Raw genomic sequence first — 20,239 nt, 5'->3', positions numbered from 1 at the left:
ATGTCGCAAAATACCCTAGCCGTCACCGACGCCAGCTTTGAACAAGACGTCGTCAATTCGGACGTGCCCGTCGTCGTCGACTTTTGGGCGGAATGGTGTGGCCCCTGCCGCATGATCGGCCCATCGCTGGAAGAACTGGCGGCCGAATACGGCGGCAACGTCAAAGTCGCCAAAATCAACGTTGATGAAAACCAAGCCGTCGCTGCGGCCCTTGGGGTGCGGGGCATCCCTGCGCTGTTCATCTTCAAAGACGGCAAGGTTGTATCGAACCGCGCCGGCGCAGCCCCCAAGGCCGCGCTGAAAGCGTGGATCGACCAGTCGGTCTAAGACCAAAAGGGCCGCCCGATGGGGCGGCCCTTTGCTTTAGGCAGGACGATAGGCTGTGGCCAAACGTTCCCAGACCAGCGCGTAATAGGCGTCAGCATCAATATCGGGCAGGTATGTGACGTTTGCGGGTTTGCCGGTCACGCTGCGCCAGTCGACAACGGTCATACCGCGCGTCGGGGCCTGCAGCGCAATTTCTACATTCACATGACGACCCGCGAAAATCTCGGGGCGCAAGATGTAGGCCACAACGGTCGGGTCGTGCAGCGGGCCGCCATCGGTCCCGTCTTGCTTGGAATTATAGGCCTTGTTCGCGATCAGCAGGTGGTAGAACGGCTCGATATGCGGCTGCGGATAGGCGCGCAGGGCATCCATGCGGGCTTTGGTCGTCAGCGCCTTGTGGGTGCAATCCAGCGGGATCATCGCGATGGGCGTGCCGCTATGCAGCACGCGCCATGCGGCCTCGGGGTCGGCGTAGATGTTGTATTCGGCAGCGGGCGTGATGTTGCCGCCTTCAGTGCGCGCCCCGCCCATCATGACGATACCCTTCAGGTGGGCCGCCAGCTTCGGTTCCAGCAGCATGGCCAGCGCGATGTTGGTCAGCGGCGCAAGGCAGGCCAGCGTGACAGTCCCGGCGGGGCGGGCCATCACAAGTTCGACAATCTTTTCGGGGGCAAAGCCTACGGCAGCCGTCGCCTTCGGCTCGGGCAGGTCGTAGCCGTCAAAGCCGGTGCGACCGTGGACATGCTCGGCCGTTTCCAGCGGCACCATCAGCGGGCCTGCGGCGCCCTTGTAGACGGGCACATCGGTGCGGTTGACCAATTCCAACGCCATCAATGCGTTACGGGTGGTGTAATGCAGCGGCACATTCCCCCCAACGGTGGTAATCGCCAGCAGGTCGATTTCATCGGGCGACCCCAGCGCCATCAAGAAAGTGACGGCATCATCGGGGGACGGGTCGGTATCAATGATAATTGCGTGACGATCTTGGGCCATGGTCAATCCTGTTACAACTTTGCGCCATTTCCACCCACTACAGCGCCAACTGCAAGGGGGCGGCCCCTTTTCTTTCGGTCATTCATGCGCATATGTGACCCACGCGTTTAGAAGGAGAGCCCGATGTCCCAGAGTGATTTTCCAGGCTGGCATGGCACGACCATTATCGGCGTGCGCAAAGGCGGCAAGGTTGTTGTCGCGGGCGACGGGCAGGTCAGCCTTGGCCAGACCGTCATCAAGGGTACCGCCCGCAAGGTGCGCCGCCTGAACCCGGGCGGCAAGCCCGTGCTGGTCGGCTTTGCCGGATCGACCGCCGATGCTTTTACCCTGCTTGAGCGGCTAGAGCGCAAGCTGGAAGCCGCCCCCGGCCAATTGGCCCGCGCCTGTGTCGAACTGGCGAAAGACTGGCGGACTGATAAATACCTGCAAAAGCTGGAAGCGATGCTGATTGTGACCGATGGCGATGCGCTGCTGGTTGTCACCGGTGCCGGTGACGTGCTGGAGCCTGAACACGATGTCGCCGCCATCGGGTCGGGTGGCAACTACGCCTTGGCCGCAGCCCGTGCGCTGATCCCGACCGATCTGGACGCCGAGGACATCGCCCGCCGTGCCATGGCGATTGCTGCCGACATCTGCGTCTACACCAACGGCAATATCACGCTGGACCAGTTGTCCGCCCCGAAAAACACCGATCTGCTGACTGCATAAAGGCCCCGAAGATGACCGATCTGACCCCCCGCGACATCGTCACCGCGCTTGATCGCCACATTGTGGGCCAACACGACGCCAAACGCGCCGTCGCCGTCGCGCTGCGCAACCGCTGGCGCCGCAACCATCTGGACGATGCGATGCGCGCCGAAGTTTACCCCAAAAACATTCTGATGATCGGCCCGACCGGCGTCGGCAAGACCGAGATTTCGCGCCGTTTGGCCAAGCTGGCCCGTGCGCCCTTCATCAAGGTCGAGGCCACCAAATTCACCGAGGTCGGCTATGTGGGCCGCGATGTCGAGCAGATCATCCGCGATCTGGTCGATGCCGCCATTATTGAGACCCGCGAATACATGCGCGCCGACGTGCGCCAACGCGCGATTGCTGCTGCCGAGGATCGCGTCCTCAGCGCGGTTGCGGGTGAAAATGCGCGCGAGCAAACCCGCGAAATGTTTCGCCAAAAGCTGCGGGCGGGCGAATTGGATGCCACCGAGATCGAGATCGAAGTGCCCGACACCAGCGCCGCCCCGCAGTTTGAAATCCCCGGTCAGCCTGGTATGGGCGGCGGCATGATGAATATCGGCGATTTGTTCGGCAAAGCCTTTGGCCAGCGCCGCGTGAAAAAGCGGATGACCGTCGCCGCCAGCCACGATCTGCTGGTGAATGACGAAGCCGACAAGCTGCTGGACGACGAGGTGGTGAAAGCCGCCGCCCTGAAAGCCGTGCAGGAATCCGGCATCGTCTTTATTGACGAGATCGACAAAGTCGCCGCCCGCGCCGAAGCGCGCGGTGCCGATGTCAGCCGCGAAGGCGTGCAGCGCGACCTGCTGCCCCTGATCGAGGGGACGACCGTTTCGACCAAGCACGGCCCTGTCAAAACCGACCACATCCTGTTCATCGCCTCGGGTGCGTTCCATGTGGCGAAGCCGTCGGACCTGCTGCCCGAATTGCAAGGCCGCCTTCCCATCCGCGTCGAACTGTCGGCGCTGAGCGAGGATGACTTCATCCGCATCCTGACCGACACCGACAACGCGCTGACCCGCCAGTACACCGCCCTGATGGCGACCGAGGGGGTTGATGTGACCTTTACCCCCGACGGGATTGCCGCCATTGCGCGCATTGCGGCCGAAGTGAACAAAACCGTTGAAAACATCGGCGCCCGCCGCCTTTACACCGTGATCGAGCGCGTGTTCGAGGATCTGTCGTTTGACGCGCCCGAACAATCGGGGCAAGCGGTTCAGATCGACGCGGCTTACGTCGAACGGCATCTGGGCCAGTTGGCCCGCCAAAGCGACCTGAGCCGCTATGTGCTTTAACGACAGGCCCCTATGACCAAAACGCTTTATATCGCCGGCCCCGAAGTCTTCTACCCCGATGCCAAAACCGTGCTGGCGCGCAAGCGCGAGATGGCCGCCGATTACGGCTTTGACGTGATTGGCCCGGGCCTCGGATTTGGTACCTTGCCCGACGACAAACACGCCGCGGGCATTGCCATCGCGCGCATCAACGAGGAAGTGATGCAGCGCGCCGATGTGATGATCGCCAATATGACCCCGTTTCGCGGGATCAGCACCGACGTCGGCACCGCCTTCGAGATCGGCTTTTTCTGCGCGCTGGAGAAGCCCGTTTTCGCCTATACGAACGACCCGCGCGACTTCGGGCCGCGCACGGCGGCTGAATGGTACAAGGGTGATGTGTCGCAAGACGAGGCGGGCAAACTGCGCGCCAATACCGATGGCCAATCGGTCGAAGCGCACGGCTTTGCCGATAACCTGATGCTGGACGGCGGTATCTTCGCGCGCGGCGGCCAAGTGCTGCGCCCATCGGGCGACGCATTGCTGCCGACATCGGACCTGTCGGTCTACGAGGAAGCGCTGAAATGCGCCAAGGCGACGCTTGGCTAAACGACAGCGGCGCCCCCATGCGGGGGCGCCGCCACACCCTTACAGCGCGGTGCTGAAGGCGATGTCTTTGTAGGCCGGAATATCGGGGTCGCTGAGGCTTTCCGCCGCCATGACGGCCCGCACGATGGCATGGGCCATCACAACCGCACCAATCGTACCAATCGCATTCACGCTGGCCGTCACCCCGTCGGACTTTCCGGTCGAGAGGGCGAAAATCGTGTCGCCGTCCGACATGGTATGCACGGGGCTGATCGCGCGCGCGTAGCCGTCATGCGCCATTTGGGCGACCTTGTTCATCTCGGTCTTGGTGAAGGGGGCGTTGGTGACAACCGCACCAATCGTTGTGTTCTGCGCGGCGGATCTGATGACTGTATGGCCGTTCATGATCTGGGCTTGGGTGTCGCGGAAGGCCGTGCGGTCTTCGTTCAGCGCGCCCGCAACAATCTGGCCCGTGCGGGGGTCGATCACGTCGCCCACAGCATTCACCGCAACAATCGCGGCCACGACGATATTGGTGCCGGGCACGGTGTAGCTGGCTGTGCCAAGGCCCCCCTTCATGGACGATCCGCGGAACATCTTGCCGATGGTCGCGCCAGCACCTGCGCCCACATTCCCCAGTGCCGACGGCTGATCGGTGGCGGCATCGCAGGCCGCATACCCCGCCGCCGCATCGGGCCGGATCGAGAAATCGCCGACGCCCAGATCGAACAGGATCGCAGCGGGCACGATCGGCACAACGCCGCGCCCGACATCGTGGCCCATGCCGCGCTCCTCTAGCCAGCGCATGACACCACCCGCCGCATCAAGCCCATAGGCCGACCCGCCGGACAGCAAGATGGCGTTGACCGTGTTCACCATGTTGATGGGGTTCAGCAAATCGGTTTCGCGCGTGCCGGGCGCAGACCCGCGCACGTCGACGCCAGCACGGGCACCTTCCTCGCACAAGATGACGGAACAACCGGTCGGGCGCCCTTCCATCACGTGGTGGCCCAGCTTGATGCCGGGAACATCGGTAATGCAGCCCTCGAGCAAGGGGGGCAATTCGCCAGACGCCGATGCGGATGTGGCGTGCAACAGACTTGCGCCTGCCGCGCCTAGGCCCAGCATTGTGGCTCCGAAACTTCTGCGGTCCATGATGACCTCCGTTGGTATGGTTTTTTATTGTGATCTGTGCAAACCGCCGATGCGCCGCGTTATCAACGGGTTGGCGATTGGACAGCCCCCATGTGAGCACGGGGGCGCGCAACAAAAAACCCGCAATGCGGGATCAGGGTGTAACGAAAACCGGATCACCGCGTCGCGTCACCGACGACGGCTGAGGTAGACGTAATACGCCCCTATTCCGCCATGGCTGATATGGGCCGGGCGAATATCCAAAATCATCGCACGCAGCGGCATCATGTTCAGCCACTGCGGCACCGCGTGGCGTAATATGCCGACACGCGCGGGCATGGGGGCCATGTCATCACGCAGCTTGCCCTTGCCGGTAATCACCAGCACCAGCCGCCGCCCCATCATATGCGAATGGGCGATGAACGACAAAAGCGCGGGGTGCGCCTCGTCCAACGTCATTCCGTGTAGGTCAATGCGGCCCTCGGGCTTCAGCTTGCCGCGCACCATCCGGCCGTGGGTTTTGGAATCCATTTTAAGGGGCGCTTGCTTCACCGCCTCATGCACTGGCGGGGCCAGATCGTGCGCCTTGCGGGTGGTGCCCGCCTTCTGCCCCAGCTTGAACGGGGCCAGGGGCGCGGTAGGCAAAACCGGCGCGGGTCGTTCGACCAGCGCCGGTGGCGGGGTGGGTGTAGCCAGCGGTACAAAACCCGATTTCGACCGTTTCATAGGCGTATCACGCCGGATGACGAGATCCCAAAGGCTGCGCTCCTCGGCGCTGAGTTTGCGACCCCGGCGTGCCATAGCGATTAGCCGCCAGTGGCGACCAGCACCCAGTTCGGATCGTCCGAACCCACCTTGCGGGCAAAGGTCCAAACGTCTTTCTGGCGCTTGGCGGCCCCATCGGCCCCCTCGATCACCTTGCCGCCGGCATCACGCACCACCGAGGTCAACTCGGCCACGAAACGCACGTCCAGCTCTGCCTCGCGGGTTTGGCTGTCGAACGCCGCGTCCTGCAGGCCGATATCGCGGATACCGATGAAGTTCGCTTCGATCTTCAGGCCCTTGGCCTTGCGTTCCTCGATCACGGCGTGGAAGGCGTCATACACTTGGGGCGCGATGAAGGCGCGCACAGATTCGATGTCGCCCCGCTCGAACGCCATCAGGATCATCTCATAGGCGCCACGCGCGCCGGTCAGGAATTCGCGCAGGTTAAAGCTGGGCTCGGCTTTTTTGATCTCACCCAAAATCAGCGCCGTCGCGCTGCCTTCGGCAACGTGGTCGGTAATATCGCGATCGGGGCCGCCTTCGATCACTTCCAGATCGGGGCGCTTTTTCGCTTCCTCGGGCGGGACTTGGGCGATGGGCTTTTCAAAACCATCGCGCGTGCCCAAAACCGAACGCAAACGCAGGATCAGAAAAATGGCGATCGCAGCCAGGACCAGTATCTGGATGATCGGAGAATTCATTTTGATCCCTTCCCGCTTGTGGGCCCAAACACGGGCCTCATGTGGTAAAACATAACCTTCGCCCCTATCTATGCATGGTAATGACGCAAGTCCACCTTTTGCCACGCGGGAATTTAGCCCCGCATCGGAGAGTTAAATGCCGCTTTATTGGGTCTTTCCTGCCCTTGTTCTGATCGAGATTGTCGCCTTCATCGTGATTGGCGGGGAAATCGGGGTTGGGCTGACACTGTTGTTGGTGCTGGGGTCGACCGCACTGGGCGTTTTCACCCTACGCCGGTTGGGTCAACAGGCACTGGGCGCGCTGCAAGGCGGCCTCGGCTATGCTGCCGGTGGCCGCATGGGCGCACCCGCGCAGCAGATTGGTGCGGGCACGCTGAAGGCGCTGGCCAGCGGGTTGCTGATTGTGCCCGGGCTGGTCACATCTGCGTTGGGTCTGGTTCTGCTGATCCCGCAGGTGCAAAACTTCCTGTGGTCGCGTGTTGCGAACAAGGTGAACATTCGCACCGCCACCTACTCGCCGAACGATGTGATCGATGGCGATTTTACCGAGGTTGACCCCGATGCCACCCGCATCGGCGGCGCAGCCAACGCAAATTCGGTCTGGCACCAGCCCGAAGACCCTAGGGACAAATAGCATTGAAGCTGCCCCCCCTAGCCGTTAGGACTGGTGCGACAGTTTATCATCCCCGAGAGAGACAATGTCCGATAGTCCCGAAGTAAACCCGCAAGCTGGCGCCGCTGCAGAACCCATGCGCGTCAATACGCGGATTCTGACCCAATACGTCCGCGACCTGTCGTTTGAAAACGTCGTTGCTCGCAAGGGTGTGACCGGCAACCCGCAGCCGGAAATGCAGGTTCAGGTCTCGCTGGACGCGCGCAAGCGGTCCGAGACGCAGTATGAAGTCATAACCAAGCTGAACCTGACATCGAAGTCGGCTGGCACCAATGATGTGCTGTTCGTGATCGAACTGGAATATGCCGGCATCTTCCATATCGAAGGTATTCCGGCCGACCAGCTGCACCCCTACCTGCTGGTCGAATGCCCGCGCATCACCTTCCCGTTCGTGCGCCGCATCGTGTCCGATGTCGCACGTGATGGCGGCTTCCCGTCGGTGAATATCGATATGATCGACTTCTTCGGTCTTTACCGGAACGAACTGGCCCGCCGCGTTCAGGCTGCCAAAGAAAACGGCGAAGGCGCCGCAGCGCCCCAACCCGTCATCCAGTAATTACTGGGTTTTCCACGCCGCTTCGGGGCCGAGGGCTTCGACAAAGGCGGCGTGGGCCTCGGCCTCCTCGGGGGTTAGCCGCGATGGCAATGCGTGGGGGCGCGGTTGTGGGCGCCATGTGTTGCGCGTCGCTGGGCCCGATGCGGTCTGCGTCGCTGCTGCAGACAAGCCAAAATCGGGCTGCCTGCCGCCGATCAACTCCAGATACACCTCGGCCAGAATTTCACTATCCAGTAGCGCGCCGTGCAGGGTTCGCTTGGCGTTGTCGATGCCGAACCTGCGGCACAGCGCATCAAGCGAGTTCTGCGCCCCCGGAAAACGCCGCCGCGCAATCAGCAGCGTATCGATCGCGCGGCTTGGGGCGATTTGCGGCATTTTCACCCACGACAGCTCGGCGTTGAGGAACTTCACATCGAAGGCCGCGTTGTGAATGACCAGCTTGGCATCACCGATAAAGTCCAGAAAATCCTGCGCGATATGGGCAAACAGTGGTTTGTCGGACAAGAATTCGGCGCTGAGGCCGTGTACCTTGAACGCATCTTCCGGCATGTCGCGTTGCGGGTTGATGTATTGGTGGTAGGTGCGCCCCGTCGGCAGGTGGTTCAGCAGCTCGACACAGCCGATTTCGACAATGCGGTCGCCCGTTTCGGGTTCGAAACCGGTGGTTTCGGTATCCATCACGATTTCACGCATCGGGCTTTCCTTTTGGTAGCGCGTTCAGAACCTGCTGAACGTGGGCCGCCGCTTGCGGCAGGCTGGTCGTTTCAATGATGTAATCCGCCAGCTGGCGTTTTTGGCTGTCGGGCATTTGACGCTGTAAAATCCGTGCGAGGGTCGCGTCGTCCATACCGGGGCGTTGTAAAACACGAGCCTTTTGCACATCAGCGGGGGCCGTAACCACGACGACGGCATCCAGCCAGTCTTGTGCGCCTGTCTCAAACAGCAACGGAATGTCGAATAGCAAGACCGGCGCGGCCTTGTGGTGCGCGATGAATTGCGCCCTATCCTCGGCCGTCAGCGGGTGAACTATCGCCTCGAGTTCGCCAAGCCGTTCAGGGGCGCAGGCCAATGCCGCGCGCAAACGCGCCCTATCGATTGCCCCATCGACCAACGCATCGGGAAAAGCAGCGGCGACGGGTTTCACAGCCGCGCCGCCTGCCCCATACAGGTGGTGCACAGCCGCGTCCGCGTCCCACACCGGTACCGATTGCGCCGCGAACAGCCCCGCTGTCGTCGACTTTCCCATCCCGATCGAGCCTGTCAGCCCCAGCAGAAAGCTCATCCGAGGATGGCCCGGCGCAGATCATCGTCAACCTCGGGGCGCTGCCCGAACCAGCGTTCGAACCCCGGCACAGCCTGATGCAACAGCATCCCCAGACCATCAACAACGGTTGCCCCGCGCGATTTCGCCTCGGACAAGAAGGGGGTCATCAAGGGGGTGTAAACGATGTCCGTTACAACCTGCCCGCGCTTAAATCCACTCAGGTCCAGCTTCAGGGCCGGCTGCCCCTGCATCCCCAGCGATGTTGTATTTACGACAGTCGCCATATCGGCAATTTGGTCGCCAGATGTAACCCATTCGACGACACGCAAGCGCGCCCCGAAATCGGCTCGCAGCCCTTCGGCCTTGGATCTGGTGCGGTTCGCGACCACCACTTCGGGGGCTCCAGCCTCCAGTAGCGCCGAGACAATCGCCCGCGATGCCCCACCTGCCCCCAGAACCAAAGCCGGCCCTGCCGCGGCATTCCAATCTGGCGCCCCCTGCCGCAAGCTAGCAAGAAACCCATAAGCATCTGTATTATCTGCGTAAATTTTACCGTCGCGAAATGTCAACGTGTTGGCCGCGCCGATCAACGTCACGCGGTCACTGATAAAGTCCGCCAGCTCCATCGCGCGGACCTTGTGCGGGATTGTCACGTTCACACCCGCAAACCCCATTTGCGGCAGGCTGCGCAGCACCTGTTCCAGATCAATATCTTCGACGTGCAGCGGGATATAATGCCCCGGCAGATCATAGCGTTTCAGCCAATGGCCATGCACATCCGGCGAACGCGAATGCGCGACGGGATTGCCAATTACGCCAGCAAGAGGAATGCGGTGGTCAGTCATGACGCAATGATACCACGCAGCGCCAAATAGGAAAGTATCTCGAGCAGCGGCATACCCAAGACATTGAAGTAGTCGCCATCGATGCGGGTGAATAGCCGCACGCCCTCGCCCTCTAACTGATAGGCACCGACGCAATCGCCGATAGCGGGCCAGTTTCGGGCGACATAATCCTGTAAATACGCGTCTGATACGTCGCGCATCGCCAACCGCACCTCGCCTACGTGGCGCCACTGCGGTGCGTTGTCGTGGTAGATCACGGCGGCCGACAGCAACTTGTGCACCTTTCCCCGCATGGATTGCAGTTGCGACAGGGCTTCTTCGGGCGACATAGGCTTGCTCAGCAGCGAGCCGCCTAGGTCCAACACCTGGTCACAACCGATCACCAGCGCACCGGGCGCGCGCGCAGCGCCGCGAATAGCCTTCATCTCGGCCAATGCATCGGCAATATCGCGTGGCTTCGCCCCCTCGCCGATCAGCGACTCGGTGATCGTTTCCTCGTCTATGCGGGCGCTGACCACGCGAAACGGCACGCGCGATTGTTGCAACAGTTGTGCGCGGATCGCGGAACCGGACGCTAAAACGATATCTGTAGCCATGACCATCTGTGTATAATTCCTTGGATAACCCTGCGCGGGACTCTGTCGAGAACTATCACAAAAATTGATACCTCGACAGGGCGTGGACAAGACGATGAGTCGCCCCGCGATTCGCAGATGATTCCTCCACGCTGGAAAAGGATAAGTACGGGGCTGTGTATAAGCCAATTATGGGTAATTAAACACAGTCAAGTTACTGATTTTAAACTGTCATTCAAGTTATCAACAAAACTGCACACATCGAAGAACTCTGTGTATAACTAATGAAAGGGCAGTTATCCACCGCCCTAAATCTATCCAAATCCTTCTTCTTTTCTTTATTTTATTTAGTTTGAAGGTATGCCCGATCGCCTTTCTGAAAGGCGCGGTTGCTTGACGACAGGGCCCGAAAGCGATAGAGGTCAATCAAGCTTCCCCGTTCGGGTGAAGGTCCCCCTTATACATTGCATTGACACGCTATTGCCGGTCACCGCCCGATACAGGCTATTTCCATGAGCGAAGAATTCCGTTTGAATCTTTCCGACCTGAAGGCGCGTAGCCCCAAGGACCTGCTGGCGCTGGCTGAAGAGCTGGAAATCGAGAACGCCTCGACCATGCGCAAAGGCGACATGATGTTCGCCATTTTGAAAGAGCGGGCCGAGGAAGATTGGACGATCGGCGGCGACGGCGTTCTGGAAGTGCTGCAAGACGGCTTTGGTTTCTTGCGCAGCCCCGAGGCAAACTACCTGCCTGGCCCCGACGATATCTATGTAAGTCCCGACATGATCCGGCAGTACAGCCTGCGTACCGGCGACACCGTTTCGGGCGTCATGCAAGAGCCGTCCGAGACCGAACGCTATTTCGCCCTGATCACGGTCGAGAAGATCAACTTTGAAGAGCCCGAGCGCGCCCGTCACAAGGTGGCCTTCGACAACCTGACCCCGCTTTACCCCGATCAACGCCTGAAAATGGAAATCGAGGATCCGACGATCAAAGATCGTTCGGCCCGTATCATCGATCTGGTCGCGCCCATCGGCAAAGGCCAGCGCGCGCTGATCGTGGCACCGCCGCGCACCGGTAAGACGGTGCTGCTGCAAAACATCGCCCATTCGATCGAAGTAAACCACCCCGAGTGCTATTTGATCGTGCTGCTGATCGATGAGCGGCCCGAAGAAGTGACCGACATGCAGCGCTCGGTCAAAGGCGAGGTCGTCTCGTCCACCTTCGACGAACCCGCGACGCGCCACGTCGCCGTGGCCGAGATGGTGATTGAAAAGGCCAAGCGCCTGGTCGAACACAAGCGCGACGTAGTGATTTTGCTGGATTCGATCACACGTCTGGGTCGTGCGTATAACACGGTCGTACCGTCCTCGGGCAAGGTGCTGACGGGCGGTGTCGATGCGAACGCCCTGCAGCGCCCCAAGCGGTTCTTTGGTGCTGCGCGCAACATCGAAGAAGGCGGCAGCCTGACCATTATCGCCACCGCGCTGATTGATACCGGCAGCCGGATGGACGAGGTGATCTTTGAAGAATTCAAGGGCACCGGCAACAGCGAGATCGTGCTAGACCGCAAGGTTGCCGACAAGCGCGTCTTCCCTGCCGTAGATATTCTGAAGTCGGGCACCCGTAAGGAAGACCTGCTGGTCGATGCCAAAGATCTGCAGAAGACCTATGTCCTGCGCCGCATCCTGAACCCGATGGGCACGACGGACGCGATGGACTTCCTGATCTCGAAGCTGAAGCAGACCAAGAGCAACGCCGATTTCTTCGAATCGATGAATTCGTAAGGCCAGAACGATGGATACGATCTTCGCACTGGCCACAGCCCGCGGCCGTGCGGGGGTTGCCGTCGTTCGAATTTCGGGCCCCGCGGCCCTGCCCGCCGCCGAAAAGCTGGCGGGCCCTTTGCCTACGCACGGGCGGACTTTGCGCCGCCTGGTCGACGGCGCGGGTGATGTTGTGGACGAGGCCCTCGTCCTGACCTTCGCTGCGGGGCGTAGCTTTACGGGCGAGCCGACCGTCGAACTGCAACTGCATGGCAGCCCAGCGATTGTGCAGACCATCTTGCGGCTGCTGGGTGACGACAGTGCCCTGCGTTTGGCCGAGGCAGGTGAGTTCACGCGCCGCGCATTGGAAAACGGGCAGCTTGATCTGGCACAGGTCGAAGGCCTCGCCGATCTGATCGACGCCGAGACGGAGATGCAGCGTCGCCAAGCGATGCGTATTTTCCAAGGGGCTATGGGGGCGAAGGCTACCAAATGGCGGGCGCAGCTGCTGCGCGCGGCTGCCCTTGTCGAGGCGACGATCGACTTCGCGGACGAGGAAGTCCCCGTCGATGTGCGCCCCGAGGTTGCGGATTTGTTGATAAACGTACTGACCGATCTAGAGGCTGAAGTTGCCGGTGTGGCTGTGGCCGAGCGCCTGCGAGACGGGTTCGAGGTTGCCATCGTCGGGCGGCCAAACGTCGGAAAATCCACCCTTTTGAACTACTTGGCTGGTCGAGAGGCTGCGATTACATCCCATGTGGCCGGCACGACGCGCGACGTTATCGAAGTGCGAATGGACATCGCAGGACTGCCCGTCACGCTGCTGGACACCGCTGGTTTGCGCGACACAGCAGACGAGGTTGAGCGCATCGGGATTGCCCGCGCCCGCGCCCGCGCGGAGAAGGCTGACATTCGCGTGCATATCGTGGCACCGGGCGAAGCGCCGGAAGTTGCTGTCCAGCGCGGCGATATAGTGTTGCACCCGCGTGGGGACGAAACGCGCGACCCGATGGGAATTTCGGGCCTGACGGGGTATGGCGTCGACAGGCTGACAGCCCATATCGGCCAAGTTTTGGCAGCGCGGGTTGCCTCGGTCGGCGTTGCTATGCGCGAGCGGCACCGTTTGGCTATGGTGCAGGCCATCACGATGATGGCCGAAGTCATTGACCTTTTACCAGAGGCGGTAGAAAAGGCCGACTTGGTTGCCGAAGATCTGCGACTTGCCATCCGCGCAATCGATTCCCTTGTCGGGCGGATCGATGTCGAAGATATATTGGGCGAGATTTTTGCCAGTTTCTGCATCGGCAAATAAGGAGTGTTTCACGTGGAACATCTGGACTTCGATGTGATCGTCGTTGGCGGTGGCCACGCGGGTGCCGAGGCAGCCGCAGCCGCAGCCCGCAAAGGCGCAAAGACCGCCCTAGTCACGCTGTCGCAGGCGGGAATCGGGACGATGTCCTGCAACCCCGCTATTGGCGGATTGGGAAAAGGTCACCTTGTGCGCGAGGTTGACGCGCTGGATGGTGTGATGGGCCGCATTGCAGATTACGCCGGTATCCAGTTCCGCATGCTTAACCTTAAAAAAGGCCCCGCCGTCCAAGGCCCGCGTGCGCAGGCCGACCGCGCGCGCTACCGCAGCCGCATGCAGCAAGAAATGGCGGCGACGCCTAACCTGACGATTGTTCAGGGCGAAGTTGTTGATCTAATTATTAAAAACGATGAAGTTGTTGGTGCGCAGCTGGCTGATGGCAGCCAAATTTCAACGCGCGCTGTCGTGATGACGACCGGAACCTTCCTGCGCGGCGTTATTCATATTGGCGACAAGTCGCACGCCGGTGGCCGCATGGGCGAGCAGCCCTCGGTCCGTTTGGCTGACCGTATTCGCGGGCTTGGCCTGCCTTTGGGGCGGCTGAAAACCGGCACCCCCCCGCGGTTAGACGGGCGTACGATTGACTGGTCGGGACTAGAAATGCAGCCGGGCGATGACGTGCCGGTCATGTTCTCGTTCCTGAACAAGACGCCTTCGGCGCGGCAAATCTCGTGCGGGATCACGCATACCAACGCAAAAACCCACGATATCATCCGCGAAAACCTGTCGCGCTCGGCCATGTACGGTGGTCATATTGAGGGGATCGGCCCGCGCTATTGCCCGTCGATTGAAGATAAAATCGTGCGCTTTGCCGACAAAGAATCACACCAGATTTTTCTGGAACCCGAGGGGCTGGACGATCACACCGTCTATCCCAATGGTATATCGACGTCCCTGCCCCAGGATGTGCAGGCTGATTATGTCCATTCTATCAAAGGGTTAGAAAACGCGGTCATTACCCAGCCCGGCTATGCGATCGAGTATGACTACGTCGACCCGCGCGCGTTGCACCCCACACTAGAGGTGAAGGCCCTGCCCGGTCTGTTCCTTGCGGGGCAGATCAACGGCACAACTGGATATGAGGAAGCTGCCGCGCAGGGGCTGGCCGCTGGTCTGAATGCGGCGGCCAAAGCGCTGGATCAGGCCGCGATGGTTTTCAGCCGCGCCAATTCCTACATCGGCGTCATGATCGACGATCTGATTACACGCGGTGTGACCGAACCCTATCGCATGTTCACGTCGCGCGCCGAGTTCCGCTTGTCGCTGCGCGCTGACAATGCCGACCAACGCCTCACCGCTTGGGGGCGTGATAATGGCGTGATCGGCGACGAACGTTGGGCGCAGTTTTCTGCCAAACGCGATGGCTTGGATGCCGTTCGTGCGCGGCTGTCGGGTGTGACGTTCACCGCCCGCGCTTTGGCTGCGCAGGGGGTAAACATTAACCCCGATAAAGAAAGCCGCGATGGCTTGGGTGTTCTAGCGCTGTCGGACACCGATTTTGACACCGTGTTGGCGTTAGACCCTTCGTTCGCGGACGTGCCGGCGGATGTACGTATTCAGGTTAAATGCGACGCGCTTTACTCCAGCTATATGGATCGGCAAAGCCGCGACATCGCCGCACTGCAGCGCGATGAAAACCTGACCATTCCGGCCGACATGGATTTCGCCAATCTGGCAGGCTTGTCGAACGAGCTGACGCTGAAATTGGGCCGCGCGAAGCCGTCAAACATGGCGCAAGTCGCTAAAATCGAAGGGATGACACCCTCGGCTATGTTGTTGATTTCAATAGCTGCGCGCCGTCATAACACGTCGAGGCAGTCGGCATGAGCGACCAAACCCCCTTGCTGGAAGGCGTATCAGTTTCACGTGAAACGCTAGGTCAACTTCGTGATTTTTCTGCGCTTGTCCTAAAGTGGACGCAGAAAATCAACCTGATCTCTTCCGCCTCGGAAGAAGAAATTTGGCAACGCCATATTTTGGATTCGGCACAAGTTTATGCCGCGATTCCGGCTGGCTTTAGCTGGAATACATGGGCCGATTTCGGCAGCGGCGGTGGTTTTCCGGGCATTGTCATTGCGATTTTAGCCTCCGAAACCGATAAAAATATTATTTTGGTCGAAAGCGATCAGCGCAAATCTACCTTCCTTCGGACAGCCATCCGTACGTTGGGGTTAACCAACGTACGCGTTGAATCGCGCCGGATCGAGGATCTGGCCCCGCTGAATGCTGATGTTATTTCTGCGCGCGCATTGGCAGCGTTGGATATGCTGTGTGCCTTTGCTGCGCCGCACTTGGCCGATGGCGGCATCTGCCTTTTCCCCAAGGGCCGCCGCGCGCCCGAGGAAATAGTCGCTGCCCGCGCGTCTTGGACCTTTGACCTGCACGAGATTCCAAGCCAGTCTGGGGATGGAACCATTCTGCGGTTGGAGGGGCTGACCCATGGCTAAGATTATCGCCATCGCCAACCAAAAGGGCGGGGTCGGCAAGACGACCACGGCGATCAATCTGGCGGCCGCGCTGGCCGCATTGGGAAAACGGGTTTTGTTGGTCGACCTTGACCCGCAAGGCAATGCCTCGACCGGGTTGGGAATCCAGCCCGAGGATCGCGACACGACGACCTACGATCTACTGATCGGCGACGCAAGTTTGGCGGCCGCCACATGTAACACCGCCTTCGCGAACATCTGGCTGGTGCCCGCGACGACGGATTTGTCTTCCGCCGACATCGCTGTCGTTGAAAACCCGCGGCGTTCCTTCCTGCTGCGCGACCGGCTGCGCGGCAATTTGCAGGGCTTTGATTACGTATTGATCGATTGCCCGCCGTCGCTGAACATTTTGACAATCAATGCAATGGTCGCCGCGCATTCGGTTTTGGTGCCACTGCAGAGCGAATTTTTCGCTCTTGAAGGTCTGTCACAGCTGATGCTGACCGTGCGCGAGGTGCGCGCCGTGGCTAACCCCGACCTGCGCATCGAGGGCGTGGCGTTGACGATGTACGACCGCCGCAATAACCTTTCGCTGCAAGTCGAGGCGGACGCGCGCGAGAATTTGGGCGAATTGGTGTTCCGTACCGTCATTCCGCGTAATGTCCGCTTGTCAGAGGCGCCCTCTTACGCGATGCCGGTTTTATCATATGATCCGGCATCGACAGGGGCGGAAGCCTACCGCCGCCTTGCCGATGAGTTGATTGCGCACGAACATTGAAGGAGCTGACATGGCCGAGAAACCCGTTCGACCCCGTGCCCTTGGCCGCGGCTTGTCGGCTTTGATGTCGGATGTGAATGCGGATTCGAACGAAGACCGCCCGCGTCGTCCTGATTTGCGTGTGCCTATCGAAAACGTACACCCCAACCCCGACCAGCCACGCCGTCATTTTGACGAACAAGCGCTGGAGGAGCTGACCGCCTCGATCCGCGAAAAGGGTATCATTCAGCCCCTGATTGTCCGGTTGGACCCCAACCATCCGGGTGAATACCAGATCGTCGCCGGTGAACGGCGCTGGCGCGCTGCGCAGCGTGCCCGTTTGCACGAGGTCCCGGTCGTCCAGCGCAGCTATTCCGATACCGAAGTGCTAGAAATAGCGATTATAGAAAATATCCAGCGTTCAGACCTGAATGCAATTGATGAGGCAGCCGGATATCGCCAGTTGATGGATCGGTTTGGTCATACGCAGGAACAGATGGCGACGGCGCTGGGGAAAAGCCGCAGCCATATCGCGAACCTGATACGTCTTTTGCAACTGCCTGAAAATGTTCAGGAAAAGGTCATTACGGGAACGCTCTCGGCTGGCCATGCGCGGACACTGATCGGCCATCCCAAAGCCGAGGAGCTTGCGCAGCACATTGTGACGCGCAATCTTTCGGTGCGCGAAGCGGAACGGCTGACCCGTGATCCTAAATCGCCCGCGTCGAAGCCGCGCCCGCGTGCGACGAAATCTTCGCTCGCCAAGGATGCTGATACCATTGCACTGGAAAAAGAACTTTCCGCCACGCTGCGGATGGAGGTGTCGATTGACCACCTTCCCGGTCAGGAAAGCGGCGCGATAACCCTGAAATACAACGATTTGGAGCAGTTGGACGATCTGCTGCGCGTTCTGTCCGGCGGCTAATCCGCCAGAACTTCACGCAGAATTGCGTTCAGCACGGGGCGACCTTCGGCGGTGGTGCGCAGATGGGTCGCTGTGCGTTGCAGCATGCCAATGTCGATCATGCGGGCGATATTGTTGTCCAGTCGCCCCGCGCTTAACCGCTGAAGACGCTGTAAATCCAGCCCCTCGGATAGGCGCAGGCCCATCATCACATATTCTTCCAACTGATCCGTGGCGCTTAGCGAGTCGCGGACGGTTTCCGATTTACCCGTCTTTTCAACATCTTCCAGCCACTTTCCAGGCGCCAAGGGCGTTTCGGTCGCAAACCGCTGCCCGTTAAACGTCAGCCGACCGTGCGCGCCAGGGCCGATGCCTGCATAATCGCCATACCGCCAATAAAGCGAGTTATGCCGGCTTTCGGCGCCCGCCCGCGCGTGGTTTGAAATCTCGTAGGCGGGGAAGCCCAGCTTATCCGTGACCTCTTGTGTGATGTCCCACATCTCGTCGGCGTGATCTTCATCGGGAAGGCCGCGCAGCAGGCCGCGATCATAGCGCGCGCCAAAGGCGGTATTTGGCTCAATGGTCAGTTGATATAGCGACAGGTGATCGACAGCCATCGACAGCGCTTCGTGCAGTTCGTCGCGCCAGTTTGCGGCAGTTTGGTTCTGTCGCGCATAGATCAGATCAAAACTGACGCGGTCAAATACGGCGCGGGCGGTATCAAAAGCCTGTCGCGCCTCGGCGACCGAATGCATCCGGCCCAAGGCTCGCAAATCGGTATCGTTCATCGCCTGAACGCCCATCGACACGCGGTTCACGCCTGCATCGCGATAGCCGCGAAAGCGCCCTGCCTCGACCGAGGTGGGGTTCGCCTCCAGCGTGATTTCGACATCATTCGCCAGCGACCAACGCGCGCGGACGCGGTTCAAAATGCGATCAACGATTTCGGGCTGCATCAAGCTGGGGGTGCCGCCGCCAAAAAAGACTGAATTCAAAACACGTCCGTCGGTTTCGGCTGCGATGCGGTCGATCTCGACCTCGTATGCCGCAGCCCAGCGGTTTTGGTCTATGTGCTGCGCGACGTGGCTATTGAAGTCGCAATAGGGGCATTTGGCCATGCAGAATGGCCAATGAATATACAGGCCAAACCCCCCGTCGCGCCAATCATCGTATTGGGAATGTTCAGACAAAACAGCCCTTTACCAGCTTTTCAAACGCATTGGCGCGATGGCTGACGAAGTTCTTTTCGATCGGGTCCATCTCGCCAAAAGTTTCGGTCATACCGTCGGCTTGGAAGATCGGGTCGTAACCGTGCCCGTTGGGGCCGCGCGGCGGCCAAACGATCTGGCCGTGCACTTCGCCCTCGAATACTTCCTCGTGGCCGTCGTCCCATGCCAAAACAAGCGTGCAGCAGAATTTAGCGCGCCACGGCTGCGGGGCACCGCTGGCCAGCAATTCCTCATACACGCGGGCCATCGCCATGGCAAAATCGCGCCCGTTTGGCGTTTCGGCCCAATCGGCGGTGTAGACGCCGGGCGCGCCGCCCAGTGCCTCGACCGCGAGGCCAGAGTCGTCAGCCAGCGTCGGCAGACCCGTGGCTTTGACGCCGGCAAGCGCCTTGATGCGCGCATTGCCGACGAAGGTCGTTTCAGTTTCCGCAGGCTCGGGCAGGCCAAAATCCGCGTTCGAGACGACATCCATCCCGAACACATCCAGCAAAGCGCGGATTTCGTCCAGTTTGCCACGGTTATGCGTGGCAATCAGCAGTTTGGCGCGCGCGAGCTTGCGGGTCATTTCAGCGCCTCTAGCTGCGCGGCGGCCAATGCGGCGTTGCCTTGGGTCGCCAAATCCAGCAGCACGTTCATCTGATCGCGCGAGAAGGTGGAACCCTCGGCCGACATTTGGATCTCGACCAAGCGGTCACCGGTCATGATGAAGTTGCCGTCAACGCCTGCTTCGCTGTCTTCGGGGTAGTCCAAGTCCAGCACGGGTTGGCCGGCATAGATGCCGCAGCTGATTGCCGACACGGGGGCCGACAGCGGGTCGGTAATGATCTGCCCCGCCTTCATCAGGTTGTTGACGGCCAGCCGCAGCGCGACCCAACCGCCGGTGATAGCCGCGCAGCGGGTGCCGCCATCGGCTTGGATCACGTCGCAGTCGATGGTGATCTGACGCTCGCCCAAGGCGACGCGGTCGACACCCGCGCGCAGCGCACGCCCCACCAGACGCTGAATTTCCTGCGTGCGGCCCGATTGGCCGTTTTTGGCCTCGCGCTTCATGCGCGAATGGGTTGCGCGCGGCAGCATGCCGTATTCGGCCGTCACCCAGCCCAGCCCCGAATTTTTCAAAAACGGCGGCACGCGTTCATCCAGCGATGCGGTGCACAGCACATGCGTATCGCCGATCTTGATCAGGCAAGACCCTTCGGCGTGGCGGCTGACGCCGGTTTCGATAATGACTTTACGCATTTCATCGGGCTTGCGGCCGCTGGGACGCATGGGGAACCTCATTTCGCTGGTTATTAAGGGGGGACATACCCCCGCGATGCCCTGACGCCAAGTACGAACAGCGCAAAGCGCGATTGAGTTTTCTC

Annotated in this window: 23 protein-coding genes; 12 read left to right on the top strand and 11 right to left on the bottom strand. The window is 60.4% G+C overall.

Features of this window, described 5'->3' with window-relative positions; genetic code table 11:
• Window positions 1-327, top strand: coding sequence for a thioredoxin (gene trxA, locus BVG79_RS11750; protein WP_085787071.1), 327 nt, complete (start codon window positions 1-3; stop codon window positions 325-327).
• A gap of 36 nt (window positions 328-363) precedes the next feature.
• Here the strand turns inward: trxA and BVG79_RS11745 are convergent, their stop codons facing one another.
• Window positions 364-1,320 carry a nucleoside hydrolase gene (locus tag BVG79_RS11745; protein WP_085787070.1) on the bottom strand — a complete coding sequence of 319 codons (957 nt, stop codon included), beginning with the start codon at window positions 1,318-1,320 and terminating at the stop codon, window positions 364-366.
• Window positions 1,321-1,443: 123 nt separating this feature from the next.
• Between BVG79_RS11745 and hslV the strand changes: the two genes are divergently transcribed.
• Genes hslV through BVG79_RS11730 form a run of 3 tightly spaced genes read left to right on the top strand, consistent with a single transcriptional unit; the run spans window position 1,444 to window position 3,932 of the window.
• The gene (gene hslV, locus BVG79_RS11740) at window positions 1,444-2,028 is read left to right on the top strand and encodes an ATP-dependent protease subunit HslV (protein WP_085787069.1); all 585 of its coding nucleotides are present in this window, start codon (window positions 1,444-1,446) and stop codon (window positions 2,026-2,028) included.
• An 11-nt stretch (window positions 2,029-2,039) separates the two neighbouring features.
• Complete coding sequence (hslU, locus tag BVG79_RS11735) at window positions 2,040-3,344, top strand: ATP-dependent protease ATPase subunit HslU (protein WP_085787068.1); 1,305 nt, start codon at window positions 2,040-2,042, stop codon at window positions 3,342-3,344.
• A gap of 12 nt (window positions 3,345-3,356) precedes the next feature.
• Window positions 3,357-3,932 carry a nucleoside 2-deoxyribosyltransferase gene (locus BVG79_RS11730; protein ID WP_085787067.1) on the top strand — a complete coding sequence of 192 codons (576 nt, stop codon included), beginning with the start codon at window positions 3,357-3,359 and terminating at the stop codon, window positions 3,930-3,932.
• A 39-nt stretch (window positions 3,933-3,971) separates the two neighbouring features.
• Here the strand turns inward: BVG79_RS11730 and BVG79_RS11725 are convergent, their stop codons facing one another.
• The 3 genes from BVG79_RS11725 to BVG79_RS11715 form a co-directional block, all read right to left on the bottom strand.
• Window positions 3,972-5,066 carry a P1 family peptidase gene (locus BVG79_RS11725; protein WP_085787066.1) on the bottom strand — a complete coding sequence of 365 codons (1,095 nt, stop codon included), beginning with the start codon at window positions 5,064-5,066 and terminating at the stop codon, window positions 3,972-3,974.
• A gap of 168 nt (window positions 5,067-5,234) precedes the next feature.
• The gene (locus BVG79_RS11720; RefSeq protein ID WP_418268916.1) at window positions 5,235-5,771 is read right to left on the bottom strand and encodes a Smr/MutS family protein; all 537 of its coding nucleotides are present in this window, start codon (window positions 5,769-5,771) and stop codon (window positions 5,235-5,237) included.
• Window positions 5,772-5,851: 80 nt separating this feature from the next.
• Window positions 5,852-6,511: a Tim44/TimA family putative adaptor protein gene (locus tag BVG79_RS11715; RefSeq protein ID WP_085787064.1), complete on the bottom strand. Its 660-nt coding sequence runs from the start codon at window positions 6,509-6,511 to the stop codon at window positions 5,852-5,854.
• Window positions 6,512-6,647: 136 nt separating this feature from the next.
• On the opposite strand from BVG79_RS11715, the gene BVG79_RS11710 reads away from it, so the two are divergent.
• Window positions 6,648-7,145 carry an FxsA family protein gene (locus BVG79_RS11710; protein WP_085787063.1) on the top strand — a complete coding sequence of 166 codons (498 nt, stop codon included), beginning with the start codon at window positions 6,648-6,650 and terminating at the stop codon, window positions 7,143-7,145.
• A 64-nt stretch (window positions 7,146-7,209) separates the two neighbouring features.
• Window positions 7,210-7,740 (top strand): protein-export chaperone SecB, encoded by a 531-nt coding sequence (gene secB / locus BVG79_RS11705; protein WP_085787062.1) that lies wholly within the window; start codon window positions 7,210-7,212, stop codon window positions 7,738-7,740.
• Here secB and dnaQ read toward each other — a convergent pair whose 3' ends face one another.
• From dnaQ to BVG79_RS11685, 4 genes are read right to left on the bottom strand one after another with little or no spacing between them, the layout of a single operon-like run.
• Window positions 7,741-8,433 carry a DNA polymerase III subunit epsilon gene (gene dnaQ / locus BVG79_RS11700; protein WP_085787061.1) on the bottom strand — a complete coding sequence of 231 codons (693 nt, stop codon included), beginning with the start codon at window positions 8,431-8,433 and terminating at the stop codon, window positions 7,741-7,743.
• Window positions 8,426-9,022, bottom strand: coding sequence for a dephospho-CoA kinase (coaE, locus tag BVG79_RS11695; protein WP_085787060.1), 597 nt, complete (start codon window positions 9,020-9,022; stop codon window positions 8,426-8,428). The genes dnaQ and coaE overlap by 8 nt, the downstream gene beginning before the upstream one ends.
• Window positions 9,019-9,849 (bottom strand): shikimate dehydrogenase, encoded by an 831-nt coding sequence (locus BVG79_RS11690; RefSeq protein ID WP_085787059.1) that lies wholly within the window; start codon window positions 9,847-9,849, stop codon window positions 9,019-9,021. Before BVG79_RS11690 ends, coaE begins: the two co-directional genes overlap by 4 nt.
• Window positions 9,846-10,445, bottom strand: a complete 600-nt coding sequence (locus BVG79_RS11685) for a Maf family protein (RefSeq protein ID WP_085787383.1) — start codon at window positions 10,443-10,445, stop codon at window positions 9,846-9,848. Before BVG79_RS11685 ends, BVG79_RS11690 begins: the two co-directional genes overlap by 4 nt.
• A 491-nt stretch (window positions 10,446-10,936) precedes the next feature.
• On the opposite strand from BVG79_RS11685, the gene rho reads away from it, so the two are divergent.
• The 6 genes from rho to BVG79_RS11655 are packed head-to-tail and all read left to right on the top strand — an operon-like array spanning window position 10,937 to window position 17,667.
• On the top strand, window positions 10,937-12,211 hold the full coding sequence (gene rho / locus BVG79_RS11680; protein ID WP_085787058.1) for a transcription termination factor Rho: 1,275 nt from the start codon (window positions 10,937-10,939) through the stop codon (window positions 12,209-12,211).
• A gap of 10 nt (window positions 12,212-12,221) precedes the next feature.
• Window positions 12,222-13,502, top strand: coding sequence for a tRNA uridine-5-carboxymethylaminomethyl(34) synthesis GTPase MnmE (mnmE, locus tag BVG79_RS11675; protein ID WP_085787057.1), 1,281 nt, complete (start codon window positions 12,222-12,224; stop codon window positions 13,500-13,502).
• A 12-nt stretch (window positions 13,503-13,514) separates the two neighbouring features.
• Window positions 13,515-15,386 (top strand): tRNA uridine-5-carboxymethylaminomethyl(34) synthesis enzyme MnmG, encoded by a 1,872-nt coding sequence (gene mnmG, locus BVG79_RS11670; RefSeq protein WP_085787382.1) that lies wholly within the window; start codon window positions 13,515-13,517, stop codon window positions 15,384-15,386.
• Entirely contained in the window at window positions 15,383-16,006 is a 624-nt protein-coding gene (rsmG, locus tag BVG79_RS11665; RefSeq protein ID WP_085787056.1) for a 16S rRNA (guanine(527)-N(7))-methyltransferase RsmG, read from the top strand. Before mnmG ends, rsmG begins: the two co-directional genes overlap by 4 nt.
• Window positions 15,999-16,763, top strand: a complete 765-nt coding sequence (locus BVG79_RS11660; protein ID WP_085787055.1) for a ParA family protein — start codon at window positions 15,999-16,001, stop codon at window positions 16,761-16,763. The genes rsmG and BVG79_RS11660 overlap by 8 nt, the downstream gene beginning before the upstream one ends.
• A gap of 10 nt (window positions 16,764-16,773) precedes the next feature.
• Window positions 16,774-17,667: a ParB/RepB/Spo0J family partition protein gene (locus BVG79_RS11655; RefSeq protein WP_085787054.1), complete on the top strand. Its 894-nt coding sequence runs from the start codon at window positions 16,774-16,776 to the stop codon at window positions 17,665-17,667.
• On the opposite strand, the gene hemW is transcribed toward BVG79_RS11655, so the two are convergent.
• Genes hemW through rph form a run of 3 tightly spaced genes read right to left on the bottom strand, consistent with a single transcriptional unit; the run spans window position 17,664 to window position 20,144 of the window.
• Window positions 17,664-18,836: a radical SAM family heme chaperone HemW gene (hemW, locus tag BVG79_RS11650; protein WP_085787053.1), complete on the bottom strand. Its 1,173-nt coding sequence runs from the start codon at window positions 18,834-18,836 to the stop codon at window positions 17,664-17,666. The genes BVG79_RS11655 and hemW overlap by 4 nt on opposite strands.
• Entirely contained in the window at window positions 18,829-19,440 is a 612-nt protein-coding gene (gene rdgB, locus BVG79_RS11645) for an RdgB/HAM1 family non-canonical purine NTP pyrophosphatase (RefSeq protein WP_085787052.1), read from the bottom strand. Before rdgB ends, hemW begins: the two co-directional genes overlap by 8 nt.
• A complete protein-coding gene (rph, locus tag BVG79_RS11640) occupies window positions 19,437-20,144 on the bottom strand; it encodes a ribonuclease PH (RefSeq protein WP_085787051.1) in 708 nt (235 codons plus the stop codon). Before rph ends, rdgB begins: the two co-directional genes overlap by 4 nt.
• Window positions 20,145-20,239 lie beyond the last annotated feature (95 nt).

This window comes from Ketogulonicigenium robustum, from assembly GCF_002117445.1.
Taxonomy (GTDB): Bacteria; Pseudomonadota; Alphaproteobacteria; order Rhodobacterales; family Rhodobacteraceae; genus Ketogulonicigenium; species Ketogulonicigenium robustum.
The sequence above is the reverse complement of the archived record's forward strand: the minus strand, read 5'-3'. Positions and strand labels throughout refer to the sequence as shown.

Coding starts and splice junctions, on each gene's coding strand:
- trxA (WP_085787071.1), top strand. CDS start 1: ATGTCGCAAAATACCCTAGCCGTCACCGACGCCAGCTTTGAACAAGAC.
- BVG79_RS11745 (WP_085787070.1), bottom strand. CDS start 1,320: ATGGCCCAAGATCGTCACGCAATTATCATTGATACCGACCCGTCCCCC.
- hslV (WP_085787069.1), top strand. CDS start 1,444: ATGTCCCAGAGTGATTTTCCAGGCTGGCATGGCACGACCATTATCGGC.
- hslU (WP_085787068.1), top strand. CDS start 2,040: ATGACCGATCTGACCCCCCGCGACATCGTCACCGCGCTTGATCGCCAC.
- BVG79_RS11730 (WP_085787067.1), top strand. CDS start 3,357: ATGACCAAAACGCTTTATATCGCCGGCCCCGAAGTCTTCTACCCCGAT.
- BVG79_RS11725 (WP_085787066.1), bottom strand. CDS start 5,066: ATGGACCGCAGAAGTTTCGGAGCCACAATGCTGGGCCTAGGCGCGGCA.
- BVG79_RS11720 (WP_418268916.1), bottom strand. CDS start 5,771: ATGAAACGGTCGAAATCGGGTTTTGTACCGCTGGCTACACCCACCCCG.
- BVG79_RS11715 (WP_085787064.1), bottom strand. CDS start 6,511: ATGAATTCTCCGATCATCCAGATACTGGTCCTGGCTGCGATCGCCATT.
- BVG79_RS11710 (WP_085787063.1), top strand. CDS start 6,648: ATGCCGCTTTATTGGGTCTTTCCTGCCCTTGTTCTGATCGAGATTGTC.
- secB (WP_085787062.1), top strand. CDS start 7,210: ATGTCCGATAGTCCCGAAGTAAACCCGCAAGCTGGCGCCGCTGCAGAA.
- dnaQ (WP_085787061.1), bottom strand. CDS start 8,433: ATGCGTGAAATCGTGATGGATACCGAAACCACCGGTTTCGAACCCGAA.
- coaE (WP_085787060.1), bottom strand. CDS start 9,022: ATGAGCTTTCTGCTGGGGCTGACAGGCTCGATCGGGATGGGAAAGTCG.
- BVG79_RS11690 (WP_085787059.1), bottom strand. CDS start 9,849: ATGACTGACCACCGCATTCCTCTTGCTGGCGTAATTGGCAATCCCGTC.
- BVG79_RS11685 (WP_085787383.1), bottom strand. CDS start 10,445: ATGGCTACAGATATCGTTTTAGCGTCCGGTTCCGCGATCCGCGCACAA.
- rho (WP_085787058.1), top strand. CDS start 10,937: ATGAGCGAAGAATTCCGTTTGAATCTTTCCGACCTGAAGGCGCGTAGC.
- mnmE (WP_085787057.1), top strand. CDS start 12,222: ATGGATACGATCTTCGCACTGGCCACAGCCCGCGGCCGTGCGGGGGTT.
- rsmG (WP_085787056.1), top strand. CDS start 15,383: ATGAGCGACCAAACCCCCTTGCTGGAAGGCGTATCAGTTTCACGTGAA.
- BVG79_RS11660 (WP_085787055.1), top strand. CDS start 15,999: ATGGCTAAGATTATCGCCATCGCCAACCAAAAGGGCGGGGTCGGCAAG.
- BVG79_RS11655 (WP_085787054.1), top strand. CDS start 16,774: ATGGCCGAGAAACCCGTTCGACCCCGTGCCCTTGGCCGCGGCTTGTCG.
- rdgB (WP_085787052.1), bottom strand. CDS start 19,440: ATGACCCGCAAGCTCGCGCGCGCCAAACTGCTGATTGCCACGCATAAC.
- rph (WP_085787051.1), bottom strand. CDS start 20,144: ATGCGTCCCAGCGGCCGCAAGCCCGATGAAATGCGTAAAGTCATTATC.